Below are 19,311 nucleotides of genomic sequence, written 5' to 3'. Positions count from 1 at the left end.
GAATATACTAAGTAAGGTGGCAGACCCATGCCAAATGATCATTCATCGCTCACAGTAAATCTTCTGTCATAGGCGCAAGCTAATACTTCAGCATGTTGCTGTATCCGATGGAATGAATACCTATGAGGCCTTTCGCCAGACGGTGCAGGCCCATTACAGGAGATAACCCAATGAATAATTCAGCATTATTGGAATACTGCATGTCTAAACCGGGAGCTGAACAGAGTGATCATGAGGAATGGCAGGCCAATCAGATTAAAGTAGCTGATGTGATGTTTGCGATGGTGGGGGAAATTGGTGGGCGGCCCTCTATTTCGGTAAAAACCAGCCCTGAGCTGGCGGAGAGTCTGCGCGAGCAACATCCGGAGATCGTGCCGAGTGAACACTTGAATAAAGCGCACTGGAACACAGTGTTTCTGGATGGGCAATTACCGAATTCACAGTTTTACTCGTTAATTGACCGCTCTTATCAATTGGTATTGCAGGGGTTACCAGAGCATCGACGGCAGGAACTGGCTGTTTGATTCCCCTTTACTACTTGAAATCGCAGGACTATTAGCTACGTTCATTACCTGGCCCATCCTTGGGCCTCGCAATGTGAGGTTGCTGTTTGCCAACCTGCAACTCCAATGACTTTGGAGCTTGATAGATTATTTGATGCTTTACTTACGTTGCAGCATTGGCTTGAGGAAGCGAGCCGTATGTGACGCGGCACATTCTGCAACTGTCTCTGGCGTGCCGGAGACCAGAATCTCGCCACCGCCACTGCCGCCTTCCGGCCCCAGGTCGACAATCCAATCAGCCGTCTTAATCACATCCAGATTGTGCTCAATGACTACAATGGTATTGCCCTGATCGCGCAATTGATGCAACACCGCCAGCAGTTGCTGAATATCAGCAAAATGCAGACCGGTAGTGGGTTCGTCCAGAATATAGAGCGTCTGACCGGTGCCGCGTTTTGATAATTCACGCGACAGTTTCACCCGTTGCGCTTCACCACCGGACAACGTAGTCGCAGATTGCCCCAGACAGATATAGGACAGGCCCACATCCATCAGTGTTTGCAGCTTACGCGCCAGTGCCGGAACCGCATCAAAGAACTCGCGAGCCTCTTCGATAGTCATCGCCAGCACTTCGTGGATACTTTTACCTTTGTATTTTACTTCCAGTGTTTCACGGTTATAACGCTTACCTTTACACTGGTCGCATGGCACATAGATATCGGGCAGGAAGTGCATTTCGACTTTAATTACACCGTCGCCCTGACAGGCCTCACAACGGCCCCCTTTGACGTTAAAGCTGAAGCGGCCTGGCGTATAACCACGGGTGCGTGATTCTGGTACACCGGCAAATAGCTCGCGGATGGGGGTAAAGATACCGGTATAAGTCGCCGGGTTAGAGCGCGGCGTCCGCCCAATCGGGCTTTGGTCAATATCGATGACTTTATCGAAATGCTCCAAGCCTTGAATTTCACGGAATGGCGCAGGCTCGTTGCTGGTCGCGCCGTTCAACTGGCGCTGGGCGATGCAATATAAGGTATCGTTGATCAGCGTCGATTTACCTGAACCAGAAACCCCGGTAATACAACTAAACAACCCGACCGGCAGTGTCAGTGTGACATCTTTCAAGTTATTGCCGCTGGCACCAATCAGTTTTAACACTTTGGTTGGGTCACCCGGTACGCGTTGTGCCGGTATGGTGATTTCTCGTTTGCCGCTGAGGAACTGACCAGTCAGTGACTTCGGTTCAGCCATGATGTCCTCAACAGTCCCTTCGGCCACCACCTCACCACCATGCACACCCGCTCCGGGGCCAATATCAATCACATGGTCGGCAGCGCGGATAGCGTCTTCATCATGTTCCACCACAATCACTGTGTTACCCAGATTGCGCAGATGAATCAGTGTTTCCAGCAGCCGTTCATTATCACGTTGGTGCAAGCCGATGGACGGTTCATCCAGTACATACATGACACCCACCAAACCGGCACCAATCTGGCTTGCTAAACGGATACGCTGCGCTTCACCACCAGACAGCGTTTCCGCTGAGCGGGATAGCGACAGATAATTCAGCCCGACGTTAACCAGGAACTTCAGCCGATCGCCAATCTCTTTCAGCACTTTCTCGGCAATTTGCGCCCGCTGACCACTCAGTTTCATGTTTTGGAAGAAGGTCAGCGCATGGCCGATGCTCAGTTCAGAAATCTCAGGCAGAGTGGTGTTTTCGACAAACACATAACGCGCTTCGCGGCGCAAGCGAGTGCCGTGGCATGAAGCACAGGAGCGATTGCTGATAAATTTGGCCAGTTCCTCACGTACCGCACTGGATTCCGTCTCTTTATAGCGACGTTCCATATTGTGCAGCACCCCTTCAAATGGGTGGCGGCGAACGGTGGTATCACCCCGATCGTTAATGTATTTGAATTCAATGGTATCTTTGCCAGAACCGTATAAAACGGCTTGCTGTATCGCGCTATCGAGTGAGTTAAATGGTGCTTCGATATCAAACTTATAATGATCTGCCAGTGAGCGCAGCATCTGGAAGTAATAGAAGTTGCGGCGATCCCAACCACGGATGGCACCACCCGCCAGCGATAGCTCTGGATTCTGTAATACACGGTCTGGATCAAAGAACTGTTGTACCCCTAAGCCGTCACAAGTTGGGCAGGCCCCCGCTGGGTTGTTAAAGGAGAACAGGCGTGGTTCCAACTCACTCATACTGTAGCCGCAAATCGGGCAGGCAAAGTTGGCGGAGAACAACAGCTCTTCAGCGTGTGGGTCATCCATATCGGCAACGACGGCAGTACCACCAGAAAGCTCCAGTGCTGTTTCAAATGACTCAGCCAGACGCTGAGCCAGATCTTCACGCACTTTGAAGCGATCGACCACCACTTCAATGGTATGTTTTTTTTGCAGTTCTAATTTTGGCGGATCAGACAGATCGCACACCTCGCCATCGATCCGCGCCCGGATATAGCCCTGCATAGCCAGACCTTCCAGTGTTTTGGTATGCTCGCCTTTGCGATCTTTTACCACCGGGGCCAGTAACATCAAGCGGCGGCCTTCCGGCTGGCTGATGACGTTATCCACCATCTGACTGACTGTTTGTGCTGCTAGCGTAACATCGTGATCTGGACAGCGTGGTTCACCAACACGGGCGAACAGCAAACGCAGATAGTCATGGATTTCAGTGATGGTACCCACAGTCGAACGCGGGTTATGCGAGGTTGATTTTTGCTCAATAGAGATTGCCGGCGACAGACCTTCAATATGGTCAACATCCGGTTTTTCCATCAGTGATAGAAATTGACGCGCATAGGCGGAGAGAGACTCAACATAACGGCGTTGCCCCTCGGCATACAAGGTATCAAAAGCCAGTGAGGATTTGCCTGAACCCGATAGACCGGTGACCACGATCAGTTTGTCACGCGGGATAATCAGGTTGATATTCTTAAGATTATGGGTGCGAGCGCCCCGAACTTCTATATTATCCATTCAAACACTTCCCGGATGTAAACTGAGCCTCTCCCGTGCCCTTTTTTACTCTTCGTACTTGAAGCCGCAGGGTTGTTGGCTGCGTTCACTTACCCTAATCACTTACTGGCTGTAAGCTCATAGGGACTCGCTCGCTTGCCGCCTACCTGCAACTCCAATTACTTTGAGTAATGTATAGACGCATTTTGCAACGTCAAAAAAGGACACAGCCAGTACGAAACGAATAATTATGACACAAAAAAGCCTGAATGGATATCCAGTATCCGAGTGCAATTAAGGCAGATGTCATGATAAAACTGCAACGCATTTCGCAGTTATGATCTACTGTGCCGTTTAGCGGTTAGCGTGTTAAACTTACTCGTTTATACTGTACAAAATTTACTTCATCAGGAGAGTTCACATGGCCAGCAGAGGCGTAAACAAAGTGATTTTGGTCGGGAATTTGGGCCAAGACCCGGAAGTCCGCTACATGCCAAACGGCGGAGCTGTTGCCAATATCACCCTGGCCACTTCCGAAAGCTGGCGTGATAAAGCCACCGGCGAGCAGAAAGAAAAAACGGAATGGCACCGTGTAGTGTTATTCGGCAAATTGGCCGAAGTGGCGGGTGAATACCTGCGTAAAGGCTCTCAGGTCTATATTGAAGGCGCTCTACAGACCCGTAAGTGGACAGATCAGGCCGGTGTTGAGAAATACACCACTGAAGTTGTGGTTAATGTGGGCGGCACCATGCAAATGCTGGGTGGCCGTCAGGGCGGCGGTGCTCCGGCTGGTGGTGGTGCGCAACAAGACGGCGGTGCGCAAGGCGGTTGGGGTCAACCTCAGCAACCACAAGGTGGTAGCCAGTTCAGCGGCGGTCAGACTTCGCGTCCGGCCCAGTCTGCACCAGCAGCACAACCACAAGGCGGCAATGAGCCACCAATGGATTTCGATGACGATATCCCGTTCTGATTACGCTGTTTTTTAAGCACAACAGTGCTGATTAGGAAAATAAAGCCCTGCCTTGGCGGGGCTTTTTGTTGCTGATACCCGCCATACTTGACGCTGTATGTGCGTTGGCTGTGTTCAATTACCCGAATCACTTACTGGTCTTGACCTTAAAAAAAAATAAGTAAGCTCATCGGGATTATGATCCTCATCAGAGGCTCACCCTACGTGCCAGCGCAAGCACTGTTCAACTGGTTTACAACCAATTGTCTCTCGCTTGCCGCTTTCCTGCCACTCGAATTATTTAGGGTAAATATAATTTAAGCATTCAAGGCATTGCCGCTATTTTATCACACTGTCGATGAAGACCTGTGAGGATACTTTCTGCTAAATCAGTTGGAAAATTAGCGGGAAGCTGGGCTTGTATTTGTGCTATTACCCTCGGGGTTGCGGTAATAACTTCATCAATAATACTATCAGCAAGATACGCTCCTAGCCCAACAAGCTCGGCCTGTTTTCGCCAATGGCGCCGCTGTATCTGGTTAATTAAATAGTGATTTTCACTCCCTCGAACGGCCATCGCTAACTTGGCTTTTTGTATCGCAATTTGATTATGACTTGAGCCGATAATCGGATGGGTCGATAGCACATTATAAAGTGGCGTGAGGTGGTAACTATTTCTGGGGAGATGAGCAATGCTGAAATTTTTTGCATGCCCATCGGTTGCTGCCAGTAACCAGAAAATAATCTGTGTTTTAAAGAAGAGGTTTCTGTCTTCACTGGCATTATCCGAACCACTTAAAATCCCCATGATAGTTGTAATACCAGGGCCGCCATCCATTTGGTATTTTTTCAAGGGTGAAGTCCCGGAGGCCTGACACATATCTTCCTGCGGTAATCTGACAATCCAACGATTGTCACGGGATAACCGCCGGTCAAAACGTTCAACAATCAGGGCTTTTTGATCTTCAAACTGGCCAATTTCACTACGGGCAACTGGCAAGTTATAACTTGCCAGAATTTTTGCACACAGCCATTCGTTTTCAACAGAAGTCCTCATATCAGCTTGCATATTGCCGACCAAGCCCAAAGGAAGTTTGAAAATATGGGTTGTGGGAGTGCTGCCCAACGGGAGACACCACCGGTCATCGTGAAACAACAGCGCTGTTTTTTCTTGTGCCCCCGCGATAGATAATCTGAGATCTTCATTGTGTTCAGGGCGCACAAATGTATTGTCAGACCATGAGTTTCGTAGGATACGAGCCACATCGTGCTCAGTTAGTGGCTGTTGTTGAATTGAGAATAGATCGGCAGGGGGGTATCATTTGCCAGCAATTGTATTGCGCCGACACAATCTCTCCCTAATTCAAAGAGTAGATCGAAAGGGTTGATGCTGTCAGCGTGATATCTGGTTGCCAGACGCCGCCGGATATCATCGCTATCGGGTAATAAGTTATCAAAATAGTCCCGGACAATATTGCCTCTATAAACCTGATTATTTGCAGTAAAAGGTAATGACAATGACAGTGGGCGGCCTTGCGCGTTCTCTATCCATTCTTGAGCATAAACCAGTGATTCTTCGCCTCGGGTTTTTTCCCAATAGCCAACATACTGACCGTTCATCCAGATATTGAGCCGTTGAATGCGGCGAGTCATATTACCAATCCTCTTGTTTTGACGGCAAATTTAGCGTCTGACTTTCTTCTGGCTGGTGGGTTTTACTTGAATACAGCCTGACGTTTTTTTTCTCACTGAGGATGAGTTCTACGTCTAAAAGTTGTAATACTTTAAAAAGCCGTTCAATACTGGCCGATGCAGGATCTGCCTCCAATTTTGCATAGGATTGCTGGGTGATACCTAACAGTTGTGCCAGGCTGGCCTGAGTTAGCCCTTTCTGCTTACGAAAGCCAATCAAGGTAGGGCGTAATTGACTCAAAATTTTAATGGGATAGTCCATCAAGACCCCTTAGCAGCGAATTGTGCGTTATAGCATAATACAGCATATAAGCTGTAATTTCGCAATACAACTTATGGGTTGTAAAATACAAATACACACTGTAGGTTGTAAACACTAAATACAGCCTTCAAGGTGTTATTTGTCATTACAGCCTAAAGGCTGTTTTTTACGATAATATTAGAATAATGAAGCGCTATTGGACACTCGACTATAATAATTTATTGTGCAGTTGTAACTTTCCCGGTCACCTATACATATGGAGCTTGGTCATGGTCACGGTTCACCATCTGAATAATTCACGTTCACAGCGTATTTTGTGGATGTTGGAGGAACTGCAAGTTCCCTATGAATTGAAGCGCTATCAGCGCGATCCGGGCAGCCTTCTGGCACCGCCAGAGTTAAAAAAGATCCATCCATTAGGAAAATCACCGGTGATTACTGACGGTGATCTCACTTTGGCAGAATCGGGTGCCATTATTGAGTATTTACAGGAAACCTATGATGCCCAAGGGTTATTTAAACCCACCGGTCACTATGATCGTCAGCAGTTCCGTTACTGGATGCATTATGCAGAAGGTTCATTGATGCCATTGCTGGTGATGAAACTTATCTTTAGCCGATTGGGTGGGCCGCCTGTACCGTGGATTATTCGCCCAGTTGCCAAAGCACTGGGTGATGGCGTGCAAAAAAGTTATCTGAATAAGCAAATAGCGACTCACCGCGATTATCTGGAACAGCATTTGACGAATAATCAGTGGTTTGCTGGCAGTGATTTCAGCGCGGCAGATATTCAGATGAGTTTTCCTATCGAGGCAATCAACACCCGTGGTGGTCTTGAGGGGTTCCCGAAACTGCAAGATTTCTTAGTGCGCATTCATCAGCGCCCAGCTTACCAACAAGCGATTGAGAAGGGGGGTGCCTACAAACTGGAAAGCTGATAACCGGCTGTTCGGTGTCGTTGCCACGCGAAGCAAACGAGTGTGAGGCTACTCACACTTTTGTTTTACGCCAGATTAATGCTCCCCGACAAATTAATGTAAAAAAATGCAATAAATGTCGCTATCTGGTGTTGATTAGTCGCTGCCAATAGCTAGATAATCGTTTGCCTTCCAATACGCTTATTGCGGGGGGATTCTTTCCTTCGATTTTTTTTCAGTCATGCGTGCTTCCAGCTAATCGTTTGCTATTTTCTCCACCATGAAGATGTTGGAGGCGTTGCCGAGTTAATCGGCAAAAACGGAAACGATTACGTAGGGAAGAGCGCCTGACTTGCTGACTACTTTAAAATGACACACAGGGGACATAACCATGTCTAGCACCAATCCTCAAACGAACCGGGCAGTAAAGCCAAAAGGTTCGCTTGATGCATTTTTCAAGCTTAGTGAACGTGGCAGTAATGTACGCCAGGAAGTGTTGGCCGGTCTGACAACCTTTCTTGCCATGGTCTACTCGGTAATTGTTGTGCCAAGTATGCTCGGCAAAGCAGGTTTCCCACCAACGGCGGTGTTTGTCGCAACCTGTCTGGTTGCAGGCCTTGGTTCTTTGTTGATGGGGTTGTGGGCAAACTTACCGATGGCGATTGGTTGCGCCATATCACTGACAGCGTTTACGGCATTCAGCTTGGTGCTGGGGCAACACATCAGTATTCCTGTGGCATTGGGCGCGGTATTCCTGATGGGGGTACTGTTTACTATTATCTCTGTGACTGGGATTCGCTCGTGGATATTGCGTAATTTGCCGATGGGCGTGGCACATGGTACCGGTATCGGTATCGGCTTGTTCCTGTTACTGATTGCAGCAAACGGTGTCGGCCTGGTTATCAAAAACCCGATTGAAGGTTTACCGGTTGCACTGGGTGCATTTACCTCTTTCCCGGTCATGATGACCTTACTCGGGCTGGCGGTGATTTTCGGTCTGGAAAAACTGCGGGTGCCAGGTGGCATTTTGCTGGTGATTATCGCCATCTCGGTTATCGGCCTGATTTTTGATCCGGGTGTGACCTATCAAGGGCTGTTTGCGATGCCAAGTCTGGCGGATGCTAACGGTAACTCATTGATTTTCAGCCTTGATATTATGGGCGCATTGAAACCTGTGGTGCTGCCAAGTGTGTTGGCATTGGTGATGACCGCCGTATTTGATGCCACCGGGACTATCCGCGCGGTAGCGGGTCAGGCTAATTTGCTGGATAAAGACGGCCAGATCATCAGCGGTGGTAAAGCCCTGACATCTGACTCCGTCAGCAGCATCTTTGCTGGTTTGGTGGGCGCTGCGCCTGCTGCGGTTTATATCGAATCTGCTGCTGGTACTGCCGCAGGCGGTAAAACTGGTTTGACCGCCACCGTAGTGGGTATTTTGTTCCTGCTGATTCTGTTCCTCTCACCACTGTCCTATTTGGTTCCGGCTTATGCGACGGCTCCGGCTCTGATGTATGTAGGTTTGCTGATGTTGAGCAACGTATCCAAACTGGATTTCGAAGACTTTGTTGATGCGATGTCTGGCCTGCTTTGTGCCGTGTTTATCGTGCTGACCTGTAATATCGTCACCGGTATTATGTTGGGCTTCAGCTCGCTGGTCATTGGCCGTATCTGTTCCGGCGAATGGCGTAAACTGAATGTGGGTACCGTGATTATCGCCATCGCGTTGGTGGCATTCTATGCGGGTGGCTGGGCAATCTAAGCGATGAGTTTTTGCTGGCATCGGGGTGGTGTTGTCCTCGATGCCGCTGCGGTTTTTAATAACCCTATTTTCTTTGTTTTTTCCTGCCATCCGTTACAGGTTTTTTCCCCGTTTTACAAAAAAGTGATCTACTATCAAAAGCTAAACTCCGGCCCTGTTTACGGGCGGGTGAGGTTAAATCTTATATTGAGTTGTGTTGAGTTGAGTCTAAGGAAAGCATGGAAATCTTTTTTACAATCCTCATCCTGATTCTGGTGGTATCGCTTTCCGGCGTTGTCACCCGGATGTTGCCGTTTCAAATCCCCCTTCCTCTGATGCAGATTGTCTGTGGTGCCTTGTTGGCCTTTCCCCACTTTGGTTTGCATGTCGATTTTGACCCGGAATTATTCCTGGTGCTGTTTATTCCGCCGCTGCTCTTTGCCGATGGTTGGAAAACACCGACAAGGGAGTTTATTCACCATGGGCGGGAGATATTTGGTCTGGCACTGGCATTGGTGCTGGTCACCGTTGTGGGTATCGGCTATTTGATTTACTGGATGGTGCCGGGTATTCCGCTGGTGGCCGCTTTTGCACTGGCTGCGGTATTGTCGCCAACCGATGCCGTGGCGTTATCCGGTATTGTGGGGAAAGGGCGCATACCTAAATCGATTATGGGCGTATTGGAAGGGGAGGCGTTGATGAATGATGCCTCTGGTCTGGTAGCGCTAAAATTTGCCATTGCGGTTGCGATGGGGACGATGGTCTTTACCGTGTCCGGTGCCACGCTTGAGTTCCTGAAAGTGGCGATTGGGGGGCTGCTGGCCGGTGTGGCGGTGACCTGGCTATACAGTAAGTCACTGCGCCTAATGAGCCGCTGGAGTGGTGATGATCCGGCAACACAAATCGTCTTACTGCTGCTGTTGCCGTTCGCCTCTTATCTGATTGCCGAGCATATTGGTGTCTCCGGCATTTTGGCTGCCGTGGCGGCAGGGATGACCATCAGTCAGTCCGGTGTTATCCGTAATGCGCCATTGACGATGCGGTTACGTGCTGACAGCGTGTGGTCGATGCTGGAATTTGTGTTTAACGGCATGGTGTTCATCCTCTTGGGGCTGCAATTACCGGGGATTCTGGAAACATCAATCGTACAGGCTGAACTGGACCCAACCATTCAAACCTGGAATCTATTCGCAGATGTTGCCATCATTTATGGCGCATTGCTGGTACTGCGCTTTAGCTGGCTGTGGTCGATGAGAAAAATCAGTAAACGCATCCTGACCAAACGGCCACTGGAGTTTGGCAATTACACCACCCGCGAGCTGTGGGTGGCGTCGTTCGCGGGTGTACGGGGAGCGATTACTCTTGCGGGTGTTCTCTCTATTCCGTTATTCCTTAGCGACGGTTCGGCCTTCCCATCCCGTTACCAATTGGTGTTTATCGCCACTGGCGTGATTCTGCTATCGGTTATTGTTGGGGTAATTGCCTTGCCGCCATTACTACGCGGTGTGGTGATGGCAGATAAAAGTGCCAGCCGTGAAGAAGTGCGCTTCGCCCGGGCGGCGACAGCCGAGGTGGCAATTGTTAGCCTGAATAAGATGGAAGAGCGGTTGGCTGCCAGCAGCGAGGAGAATATTGACCCGGAGTTGCTGAAAGAGATCAGTTCGCGGGTTATCGGGACATTGCGGCGGCGTACCGGCAGTAAGGATGAAATTGAGAATACCTTGCTGGTTGAAAATCTGGAGCGGCGTTTTCGTTTAACCGCACTACGGGCCGAGCGCGGGGAGCTGTATCACCTGCGTGCGACGCAGAAAATCAGCAATGAAACCCTACAAAAACTGCTACACGATTTGGATTTGCTGGAAGCGTTACTGATCGAAAAAGAGGGTTAATACTTTTTAATCCGGCTGCCGTTCGGTGGCCGGTTTATCTAGCGTAATCAACTTTGCGGCCAAAATTCACGGCAGCGGGCTATCCATGCTTGCGCGCTATGAGAAAGGTAGCTCCCTTGCCGCCAAATCAAGCCAAGTTGCCACGGCATCAGTGGCTCCAACGGTAACCATAAGAGTGCTTTTTTATCCAGCCGCTGACAGATCGGTTCCGGCAAGATAGCAATACCGATATTGGCCTGCACCATTGCCGCCAGAAAATCCCATTGGCCGCTGCGAACGGCAATTTTGGGGATAAACCCGCCAGTAGTGAAAGCATCCATTAATTGACGGTAGAGTGCGAAATCCTCGTTATAAATCAGGATCGATTGGTCCGCCAGTTCAGGAATACTGACCGTGGTACGATTAAGCCAGAATGCAGTCCGGGGTACCACTACACAGAGAGGGTGACTGAACAATGGCAGTGTGGTCAGCGGTAAATCTTCATCGGCTGGCAAGGCGGTCAGAGCCAGATCCAGTTCGCCCGACAACACAGCCTGTTGAACCGTTAAACCGCCAAATTCTGCAATTTGTAACTCAACGCCGGGGTAATTTTGGCGAAATTCGCTGATAAGCACTGCCATTTGCGTGCCAACCATGGGCGGAATACCTAAACGCAACTTGCCCTTTTTTAACGAACCGATGTCTTCCAACTCTGCTTCCAGTTGTTGGAACTGGTCTAGAATTGCCAGACCGCGCTGATAAACAGCCTGACCGCTATCCGTCAAATGCAAGCGGCGACCCTCACGAATCAACAACGTGCATTCAAGCTCGTTCTCCAGATTACGCAGCATCTTACTCATGGTGGGCTGAGTGACAAAAAGCTTCTCTGCCGCACGGGTAAAGCTCTGTTGGCGCACCACTTCGATAAAATACCGCAGTGTCCGAATATCCATCAGTTGTCCTGTCTGTAAACAAGGCTTAGGTGAGATAGCACAGTATGCCACTTAGGCATGATTATGATGATTTTAATTCATTTTTTGCAAGATGAGCGGCGGCCTATACTGAGCACTGTCAAAATTTGTTGCCGGAGTTCTCCATGTTGTTGGCGTTACGTAGTTTCGCGCCGTCTGTTTTGATGCGTTTGCAGGTGCCGGTTCAAGTGGCGCTGTACGCCGGATTGTTTTTAATCTCCGATCAGTTGGTTAGCCTATTCCATCTGCCATTACCGGCTAACATCGTCGGCATGCTACTGCTGTTGGCAATGATAATGTTACGTATTTTACCAGTGCGTTGGGTTCAGGCTGGTTCACGTTGGTTACTGGCTGAAATGCTGCTGTTTTTTGTTCCGGCGGTGGTGGCAGTCGTCAATTATGCACAGTTGATTATGGTGGATGGTTGGAAGATTTTTGCCGTTATTGCAGTTAGTACCACGTTGACACTCGCCGCCACCGGATTGGTTGTTGATCGCGTGTACCGTTTTGAGGTGTGGCTACAACGCCACAAATCTAACCGCCATGAATGATTTTATCATCAGCATCGCCTGTTTTCTGGCGACACTGGCACTCTATTTTGCTAACAAAAAACTTTATCGCCGTCGTCGCTCATTATTGCTGATGCCCCTGCTGTTGACCCCGTTGGTGCTGGTGTTACTGTTGGTGGTCACCCATATCTCTTATCAGGATTATATTGGTGAAACCCATTGGCTACTGTGGCTACTCGGGCCTGCGACCATCGCTTTTGCCGTACCGGTCTATGAGAATTTGTCGATCATCCGCCGCCACTGGTTATCGCTCACCGCCGGGGTGATTACTGCTGTTAGTGTGGCGGTCGTCAGTTCGGTGTGGTTGGCAAAGTTATTAACCCTGTCAGAAGAAGTACAACGTAGTTTGGCGGTGCGTTCGATTACAACGCCTTTTGCACTGGAAGCCGCTAAACAATTGGGTGGACAGCCGGATTTAGTGGCACTGTTTGTGGTGATTACTGGCGTATTCGGTATGGCGGTAGGGGATTTACTGTTCCTGCGCCTTTCGGTACGCAGTGGGCTGGCAAAAGGTGCAGGTCTTGGAGCGTCGTCCCATGGGGCTGGTACCGCTAAAGCTTACGAAATAGGGCAACAAGAGGGCGTAGTATCCAGTTTGGTAATGATGTTGGCCGGTATTATTACGGTTATTGGTGCACCGCTGATTGGTCATTTATTGTGGTAGTTGTTTGCGATAAGGCAAAAAAAGGGTGAGGACACCCTCACCCACAAGTACACAATGTAAAACCCAACGTAATGAATTAGTTAGTGAATAACCTGCGCCAGGAACGCCTGGGTGCGTTCTGATTTCGGGTTAGAGAAGAATTCGGCAGGTGGCGCTTGTTCCACTATCTCCCCACGGTCCATAAAAATAACGCGATCGGCAACGGTACGGGCAAAACCCATCTCGTGGGTTACACACAACATGGTCATACCTTCATTTGCCAGGCTAATCATGGTATCCAGCACTTCTTTTACCATCTCAGGGTCCAGCGCCGAGGTGGGTTCATCAAATAGCATGATTTTGGGTTTCATACACAGCGAACGGGCGATTGCTACCCGCTGCTGCTGGCCGCCGGAAAGTTGGCCGGGGAACTTATGGGCGTGCTCTGCAATCCGCACCCGTTCCAGATAATGCATTGCCAATTCATCAGCCTCTTTCTTTGGCATTTTACGTACCCAACTTGGTGCCAGCGTGCAGTTTTGCATTACCGTTAGGTGTGGGAACAGATTGAAGTGTTGGAACACCATGCCGACCTCGGTACGCACCCGTTCAATGTTGCGCAAGTCATCGTTAAGTTCGATGCCATCCACCATGATTTTCCCCTGCTGATGCTCTTCCAGATGGTTGATGCAGCGGATAGTGGTGGATTTACCTGAGCCGGAAGGGCCGCAAAGTACGATGCGTTCGCCGGGGCGCACATGTAAATTGATATCTTTCAATACGTGGAACTGCCCGTACCACTTATTGACGTTTTCCAGCGTAATCATCATCTTATCGCCTGGAGTTGGCTGATTGTCGCTCATGTTAGGCCTCAATGTGTGGAACGTCCGGTGTGAAAGCGTTTTTCCAGATGCTGGCTGTAGCGCGACATGCTGAAACAGAAAATCCAATAGACAGCGGCGGCGAAAACATAGCCTTCGGTCGACATCCCCAACCAGGCAGGGTCGACGGTGGCTTGCTGCACGCTGCTGAACAAATCAAACAGACCAATGATGATCACCAGACTGGTATCTTTAAACAGGGCGATAATGGTGTTTACCAATCCGGGGATCACCATTTTCAGGGCTTGTGGCAAAATAACCAGCCCTTGGGTTTTCCAATAGCCCAGCCCCAATGACTCGGCGGCTTCAGTCTGGCCTCTGGGCAAGGCTTGTAACCCGCCGCGCACCACTTCTGCCACATAGGCCGATTGGAACAACACCACCCCGACCAAGGCACGGATCAGTTTGTCGATGCTGGTGCCTTCGGTCATAAACAGCGGCAGCATCACCGAGGACATAAACAGCACGGTGATTAGCGGCACCCCGCGCCAGAACTCGATAAATACCACTGACAGAATGCGCACCACTGGCATACTCGAACGGCGGGCCAGTGCTAATAAAATCCCCAGCGGTAGCGCACCGGCAATACCTACTGCGGCAATGATCAGCGTTAGTGTCAGACCGCCCCACTGGCGGGTTTCAACCCGGGTTAACCCGAGGAAACCGCCATATAACATCAACCACACCAGCAGTGGGTACGCCACCATCCACACCGCCAGATAGCGACCACGGCGTGGCATCGCGCGCCAGAATAATGGAATAAGCGTCAACAATCCGATGAGCAAGGTGGTGTTGATGCGCCAGCGCTGCTCGATGGGATAAAGGCCATACATAAATTGGCCAAAGCGCGCATGAATAAACACCCAGCAGGCACCTTCACGGGTACAATCAGTGCGCGATGTACCTAGCCAGTTGGCGTTAAAAATCGTCCAATTCAGTAATGGCGGGATCAATTGCCACATCAACCATAGGCACAGCAGCGTCAGCAGGCTGTTAGTCCAACTGGAAAACAAATTCTTTTTCGCCCAAAACACCATCCGGCTTAACGGGTTGCCCGGCTGTACTGTGCTGGGTGGTTCACGGGTTAATGTCATCGTCATTCGCTTCCCTTAGCGCTCTACCAGCGCGATCCGCCGGTTGTAGAGATTCATTAAAAATGAAATGGATAGGCTGATAACCAAATAGACTGACATGGTAATGGCGATGGTTTCTATCGCCTGACCGGTCTGGTTCAGCACTGTGCCGGCAAACAGCGACACCATATCTGGATAGCCGATAGCGGCCGCCAGTGAGGAGTTTTTGACAATGTTCAAGTATTGGCTGGTGAGCGGCGGAATGATGACCCGTAGCGCCTGTGGCAGAATAACCTGGCGCAAGGTGACGGTGTTGGGCAGCGCCAGTGAACGGGCTGCTTCATGCTGACCATAGGGCACGGACTGAATGCCTGAACGAATGACCTCGGCAATAAAAGTTGAGGTATAAACCGACAGTGCCAAGGTCAAGGCCGCCAATTCAGGGATAAGAACCAGGCCACCTTTAAAGTTAAAGCCGCGTAACTGTGGTAGATCCCAGTGCAGCGCCGAGCCATACAGTAAATGGGCCACTGCGGGTAAGGCTATCAAGAGTAGTAAGCCAATAGGCCAGGTGCGATGAAATTGACCGGTATGTAACTGACGGAAATGGTTATAGCGATACAGCGCCAAAGTGATAATAACGGCCAGTAGCACAGCGAGTAGGGCAGGTATAAAACCGGCAGCAAACTCCGGTGATGGCAGATACAAGCCACGGTTGCTGAGAAAAGCCACACCGAAGGCATCCAGACTCTGTCGTGGCCCCGGTAGATTGCGTAATACCGCGAAATACCAGAAGAAGATTTGCAGCAAGGGTGGGATATTACGAAATGTCTCGATATAGATAGTGGACAGTTTGCGTAACAGCCAGTTATCAGATAAACGCGCCAGCCCAAGGCAGAACCCAAGGATCGACGCAAAGAAAATACACAATACTGATACCAGCAAGGTATTGAGTAATCCGACCAAAAATACCCGGCCGTAGGTATCACCTTGCTCATAGTCGATAAGATGTTGAACAATACCAAAACCGGCGCTGTTATTCAGGAAAGCAAAGCCGGAGGTGATGCCCCGGGTCGATAGGTTGGTAATGGTGTTATGGAAAAGGTAGGCACCGCATCCGAACAGTATCAATAGCGCGATAATTTGATACAACCAGGCGCGTACCGCTGGATTGGTCAGCGAAAAGGCACCTTTGACGGTTGGGCGTTGTGACATAGTGTGGGCCTCGGTCTGGATAATACATCCGGCAGGGCAGGCCTGCCGGAGAGGTAATCAGTAATCAGCGAACCGGAGGTGCGTACTGTAGACCGCCATTGTTCCACAGCGCATTCTGGCCGCGTTTTATTTTCAGTTCACTGCCCAAACCGACGTTACGGTCGAAGCTTTCGCCGTAGTTACCCACTTGTTTCACGATTTTCACTACCCAATCGTTAGGTACTTTTAGATCTTTACCGTAGTTGCCTTCCTGACCTAACAGGTGTGCCATATCTGGTGTGGTGGGTTTTGCTGCTAGTGCTTCGACGTTTTTCGACGTCACACCCATCTCTTCAGCATTTAACATGGCAAACAGTGTCCAGCGGACAATGGCAAACCAGTCTTCATCGCCACGGCGCACTACCGGCCCCAGCGGCTCTTTAGAGATAACTTCCGGTAATACGATAAACTCGTCTGGTTTACCTAACTTGATACGCAGTGCGTACAGTTGTGATTGGTCAGAGGCCAATGTGTCGCAACGGCCGGAATCCAGCGCCTTGGCACTTTCATCAGAGCGGTCGAAGGTAACTGGGGTGTATTGCATTTTATTGGCTTTAAAGTAGTCAGCGACGTTCAACTCAGTGTCAGTACCGGCCTGAATACACACTGTTGCCCCGTCCAGCTCCTTGGCACTTTTTAGCCCCGCTTTATTGTGGGTCAGGAAGCCGATACCGTCATAGTAGTTCACACCGGTAAATAACATCCCCATGCCAGCATCACGGGATGAAGTCCAGGTAGTGTTACGCGACAAAATATCTACTTCACCCGATTGCAGGGCAGTAAAACGCTCTTTTGCAGTCAGCGGGGTGTATTTTACTTTCTCTGCATCACCAAACACGGCAGCAGCAACGCCACGGCAGACATCGACATCAAGGCCGGAGAACTTGCCGCTGGCATCTGCATAGGAGAAGCCGGGCAGCCCATCACTGATACCACATTGCACAAACCCTTTTTTCTTCACCGCATCCAAAGTAGTGCCCGCGTGGGCCTGACCCGCTAATGCCACTAACGAGGCGGCAGCAACCAGCGTTGAAATCATTATTTTCTTCATGAAAGCGTCCTGTGAGGCAAAGTCGAGCCTATTTTAATTTTGTAGCGCACCAGTGATGCACCGTCGCTGTCTGTTGGCGTGTAGCCAGTTTGGTATTAGCAAATGGGATGCCAGAATTGCATTTCATTGATGATATGAGTAATTACTTAGCGTTAACTCTTTGTAGGTAATTTCTGGCCGGGTAAGGTGCACTTAAATGGCGCATTTAATGGCTGATTGGCACTTTTTAGTGCAGAAAATTCTTATATACAGCGATGAACGAGAGATAGGGGTAATTGAACCAGGCTGAGGTATACATTTCGTCAATGTAATAACATAAAAAGCGGCATAAACAGGTGAAATTCGGATTTTTTAAATCGCTGATCCGTTATCTAATCCTCTTGGGAGTGTTTTAACGTAAACACATTAGAGAGAAGGATAGGGATTATGCCTCGTTATTTAACCGCCCTGATGTGCGGGTTACCATTGCTGTTTACCGCCAGTTGTCTGGCACAAGTGGATGTTGAAACTGCAAAATGCAGTGATACTGATTTTACTCAGGTTCTGTCTTGTTACAGAGAAAAGCTGGCCGCAGAACCCCTTATCTATAATTTGCTCAGTCAGGAAAATCTGCCGGGGTTGGAGTGGCGTCGTTACCAACTGACCTCGCAGAATTGGTCACCGGAGAGCTTAGTCTCCCCTGCTGCATGGCAGCATGAAGTGGAGATCTTTATCCCCGAAAATAGCACGTCCACCAAGGCGCTGGTGGTCATCAATAATGGTATCAACTATGGTACTGAAACCATTCCCCCCTCTGGCCCTGGCGACTTTGCTATCGAGACATTGCAAAATATTGCCCGGTCGACAGACACGGTGGTAATTGCCATTAGCACCATTCCCAATCAGTACCTTGAATATCAACAAGATGGGAATCCACGTAAGGAGGATTATAGTGTTGCGCGTAGTTGGACGTTATTTATCGATGCCCCTGAAGCCCGTTCAACCTTACCGCTACATGTCCCGATGGTGGCGGCGATTTCTCAGGCGATGACCATGGCGCAACAAGCCTTGCCGGAAAAAGCCATAGACAGTTTTATTGTCACCGGTTTATCCAAACGTGGCTGGACCAGTTGGCTGACGGCAATTGCGGATTCTCGTGTGGAGGCTATTGTGCCTTTTGTGATTGATCTGCTGGATACCCGCGCCGCATTGGAACATATGTATCAATCTTATGGCGGCAACTGGCCTATTGCCTTCACCCCCTACTATCAGGAAGAGATTGATAAAAAACTGAATACCCCCGGCTTTGCCAAATTGATGCAGATTATGGATCCCCTACAGTATCTGGCGAGCGAGTATCAACCCCGGCTCAGTATTGCGAAATACATTATTAATGCCAGTGGTGACGATTTCTACGTGCCCGATAATACCGATTTTTATTATGACAAATTACCCGGTGATAAAACGTTGCGGGTTGCACCTAATTCCAGTCATTCCGGTATTAAAGCATTTAGTGAACAGTCGTTGATCACCTTTGTTAACCGCTTACGGCAAGCCACACCGATACCGCAGTTGAATACCACCATAGCAATGAAAGATAAGGTCCAGACCATCACGGTTAGTCTGTCAGAGACGCCAGAAAAAGTGCTGCTATGGACTGCAGCTAACCCCGATGCTCGCGATTTCCGCTATGCGTGCGACGTGAGATACACCGCATTTCCGTTGGCGGTGACCCCTAATAATACCCTTGAAGTTGCACTTAACACGCCGGCCATCGGTTGGCAGGCGACCTTTATCGAGGCCACATTCAGTGATGGTTTCGTGGCAACTACGCCGGTTTATATCTCACCGCAAGAGAGTTATCCCACTACAGCCCCTCCTGGCGGCGGGCCTGCATGCAAAACGTTGCCAGGGCGCGCGCTTATCACACCAGACGATGCGAGGGCGATAGATGATCCCGATGAAGCTGAAGCGCAGTTATAGCTACGCGA

At 49.7% G+C, this 19,311-nt stretch carries 15 protein-coding genes and 1 pseudogene; 8 read left to right on the top strand and 8 right to left on the bottom strand.

Translation table 11 applies throughout. The features are described from left to right. Positions 1–170 precede the first annotated feature (170 nt). Positions 171–524, top strand: coding sequence for an MmcQ/YjbR family DNA-binding protein (locus tag A6J67_RS01350; protein ID WP_032907677.1), 354 nt, complete (start codon positions 171–173; stop codon positions 522–524). 138 nt (positions 525–662) lie between these two features. Here the strand turns inward: A6J67_RS01350 and uvrA are convergent, their stop codons facing one another. Then, complete coding sequence (gene uvrA, locus A6J67_RS01345; protein WP_005191457.1) at positions 663–3,494, bottom strand: excinuclease ABC subunit UvrA; 2,832 nt, start codon at positions 3,492–3,494, stop codon at positions 663–665. Positions 3,495–3,894: 400 nt separating this feature from the next. On the opposite strand from uvrA, the gene ssb1 reads away from it, so the two are divergent. Beyond that, on the top strand, positions 3,895–4,443 hold the full coding sequence (gene ssb1 / locus A6J67_RS01340; RefSeq protein WP_005191456.1) for a single-stranded DNA-binding protein SSB1: 549 nt from the start codon (positions 3,895–3,897) through the stop codon (positions 4,441–4,443). Between the two features lie 304 nt (positions 4,444–4,747). Here the strand turns inward: ssb1 and A6J67_RS01335 are convergent. Continuing rightward, positions 4,748–6,075 (bottom strand): annotated as a pseudogene (locus A6J67_RS01335) (type II toxin-antitoxin system HipA family toxin). 1 nt (position 6,076) lies between these two features. Then, positions 6,077–6,376 (bottom strand): helix-turn-helix transcriptional regulator, encoded by a 300-nt coding sequence (locus A6J67_RS01330; RefSeq protein ID WP_005191449.1) that lies wholly within the window; start codon positions 6,374–6,376, stop codon positions 6,077–6,079. A gap of 269 nt (positions 6,377–6,645) precedes the next feature. Here A6J67_RS01330 and A6J67_RS01325 point away from each other — a divergent pair, with 269 nt between their 5' ends. From A6J67_RS01325 to A6J67_RS01315, 3 genes are all read left to right on the top strand, one after another. Then, positions 6,646–7,314 (top strand): glutathione S-transferase family protein, encoded by a 669-nt coding sequence (locus tag A6J67_RS01325; protein WP_005191448.1) that lies wholly within the window; start codon positions 6,646–6,648, stop codon positions 7,312–7,314. Positions 7,315–7,684: 370 nt separating this feature from the next. Beyond that, the gene (locus tag A6J67_RS01320; protein WP_005191447.1) at positions 7,685–9,052 is read left to right on the top strand and encodes an NCS2 family permease; all 1,368 of its coding nucleotides are present in this window, start codon (positions 7,685–7,687) and stop codon (positions 9,050–9,052) included. A gap of 218 nt (positions 9,053–9,270) precedes the next feature. Next, positions 9,271–10,920: a Na+/H+ antiporter gene (locus A6J67_RS01315; RefSeq protein ID WP_005191446.1), complete on the top strand. Its 1,650-nt coding sequence runs from the start codon at positions 9,271–9,273 to the stop codon at positions 10,918–10,920. A gap of 47 nt (positions 10,921–10,967) precedes the next feature. Here A6J67_RS01315 and A6J67_RS01310 read toward each other — a convergent pair whose 3' ends face one another. Beyond that, positions 10,968–11,852: a LysR family transcriptional regulator gene (locus A6J67_RS01310; protein ID WP_050073810.1), complete on the bottom strand. Its 885-nt coding sequence runs from the start codon at positions 11,850–11,852 to the stop codon at positions 10,968–10,970. A gap of 143 nt (positions 11,853–11,995) precedes the next feature. Between A6J67_RS01310 and A6J67_RS01305 the strand changes: the two genes are divergently transcribed. Both A6J67_RS01305 and A6J67_RS01300 read left to right on the top strand, forming a co-directional pair. Then, a complete protein-coding gene (locus A6J67_RS01305) occupies positions 11,996–12,421 on the top strand; it encodes a CidA/LrgA family protein (protein WP_080608023.1) in 426 nt (141 codons plus the stop codon). Then, on the top strand, positions 12,414–13,103 hold the full coding sequence (locus A6J67_RS01300; protein ID WP_042568984.1) for an LrgB family protein: 690 nt from the start codon (positions 12,414–12,416) through the stop codon (positions 13,101–13,103). Before A6J67_RS01305 ends, A6J67_RS01300 begins: the two co-directional genes overlap by 8 nt. An 80-nt stretch (positions 13,104–13,183) precedes the next feature. Here A6J67_RS01300 and A6J67_RS01295 read toward each other — a convergent pair whose 3' ends face one another. The 4 genes from A6J67_RS01295 to A6J67_RS01280 all read right to left on the bottom strand — a co-directional run bounded on the left by A6J67_RS01295 (position 13,184) and on the right by A6J67_RS01280 (position 17,341). After that, positions 13,184–13,945 carry an amino acid ABC transporter ATP-binding protein gene (locus A6J67_RS01295; protein WP_042568985.1) on the bottom strand — a complete coding sequence of 254 codons (762 nt, stop codon included), beginning with the start codon at positions 13,943–13,945 and terminating at the stop codon, positions 13,184–13,186. Between the two features lie 8 nt (positions 13,946–13,953). Further along, a complete protein-coding gene (locus tag A6J67_RS01290) occupies positions 13,954–15,057 on the bottom strand; it encodes an amino acid ABC transporter permease (protein WP_032907682.1) in 1,104 nt (367 codons plus the stop codon). A gap of 15 nt (positions 15,058–15,072) precedes the next feature. After that, the gene (locus tag A6J67_RS01285; RefSeq protein WP_050296873.1) at positions 15,073–16,251 is read right to left on the bottom strand and encodes an amino acid ABC transporter permease; all 1,179 of its coding nucleotides are present in this window, start codon (positions 16,249–16,251) and stop codon (positions 15,073–15,075) included. Between the two features lie 64 nt (positions 16,252–16,315). Then, on the bottom strand, positions 16,316–17,341 hold the full coding sequence (locus tag A6J67_RS01280; protein WP_005191430.1) for an amino acid ABC transporter substrate-binding protein: 1,026 nt from the start codon (positions 17,339–17,341) through the stop codon (positions 16,316–16,318). A gap of 426 nt (positions 17,342–17,767) precedes the next feature. Here A6J67_RS01280 and A6J67_RS01275 point away from each other — a divergent pair, with 426 nt between their 5' ends. Beyond that, positions 17,768–19,303 carry a PhoPQ-activated pathogenicity-related family protein gene (locus A6J67_RS01275; RefSeq protein WP_050089912.1) on the top strand — a complete coding sequence of 512 codons (1,536 nt, stop codon included), beginning with the start codon at positions 17,768–17,770 and terminating at the stop codon, positions 19,301–19,303. The last annotated feature ends 8 nt before the right edge of the window (positions 19,304–19,311 follow it).

The organism is Yersinia sp. FDAARGOS_228 (genome assembly GCF_002073315.2).
In the GTDB taxonomy this organism is placed as follows: domain Bacteria; phylum Pseudomonadota; class Gammaproteobacteria; order Enterobacterales; family Enterobacteriaceae; genus Yersinia; species Yersinia intermedia.
This window is presented reverse-complemented; position numbering and strand designations above follow the sequence as displayed.

Excerpts from the sequence above, each read along its gene's own strand:
- A6J67_RS01350 (WP_032907677.1), top strand. The coding sequence starts at position 171 with ATGAATAATTCAGCATTATTGGAATACTGCATGTCTAAACCGGGAGCT.
- uvrA (WP_005191457.1), bottom strand. The coding sequence starts at position 3,494 with ATGGATAATATAGAAGTTCGGGGCGCTCGCACCCATAATCTTAAGAAT.
- ssb1 (WP_005191456.1), top strand. The coding sequence starts at position 3,895 with ATGGCCAGCAGAGGCGTAAACAAAGTGATTTTGGTCGGGAATTTGGGC.
- A6J67_RS01330 (WP_005191449.1), bottom strand. The coding sequence starts at position 6,376 with ATGGACTATCCCATTAAAATTTTGAGTCAATTACGCCCTACCTTGATT.
- A6J67_RS01325 (WP_005191448.1), top strand. The coding sequence starts at position 6,646 with ATGGTCACGGTTCACCATCTGAATAATTCACGTTCACAGCGTATTTTG.
- A6J67_RS01320 (WP_005191447.1), top strand. The coding sequence starts at position 7,685 with ATGTCTAGCACCAATCCTCAAACGAACCGGGCAGTAAAGCCAAAAGGT.
- A6J67_RS01315 (WP_005191446.1), top strand. The coding sequence starts at position 9,271 with ATGGAAATCTTTTTTACAATCCTCATCCTGATTCTGGTGGTATCGCTT.
- A6J67_RS01310 (WP_050073810.1), bottom strand. The coding sequence starts at position 11,852 with ATGGATATTCGGACACTGCGGTATTTTATCGAAGTGGTGCGCCAACAG.
- A6J67_RS01305 (WP_080608023.1), top strand. The coding sequence starts at position 11,996 with ATGTTGTTGGCGTTACGTAGTTTCGCGCCGTCTGTTTTGATGCGTTTG.
- A6J67_RS01300 (WP_042568984.1), top strand. The coding sequence starts at position 12,414 with ATGAATGATTTTATCATCAGCATCGCCTGTTTTCTGGCGACACTGGCA.
- A6J67_RS01295 (WP_042568985.1), bottom strand. The coding sequence starts at position 13,945 with ATGAGCGACAATCAGCCAACTCCAGGCGATAAGATGATGATTACGCTG.
- A6J67_RS01290 (WP_032907682.1), bottom strand. The coding sequence starts at position 15,057 with ATGACATTAACCCGTGAACCACCCAGCACAGTACAGCCGGGCAACCCG.
- A6J67_RS01285 (WP_050296873.1), bottom strand. The coding sequence starts at position 16,251 with ATGTCACAACGCCCAACCGTCAAAGGTGCCTTTTCGCTGACCAATCCA.
- A6J67_RS01280 (WP_005191430.1), bottom strand. The coding sequence starts at position 17,341 with ATGAAGAAAATAATGATTTCAACGCTGGTTGCTGCCGCCTCGTTAGTG.
- A6J67_RS01275 (WP_050089912.1), top strand. The coding sequence starts at position 17,768 with ATGCCTCGTTATTTAACCGCCCTGATGTGCGGGTTACCATTGCTGTTT.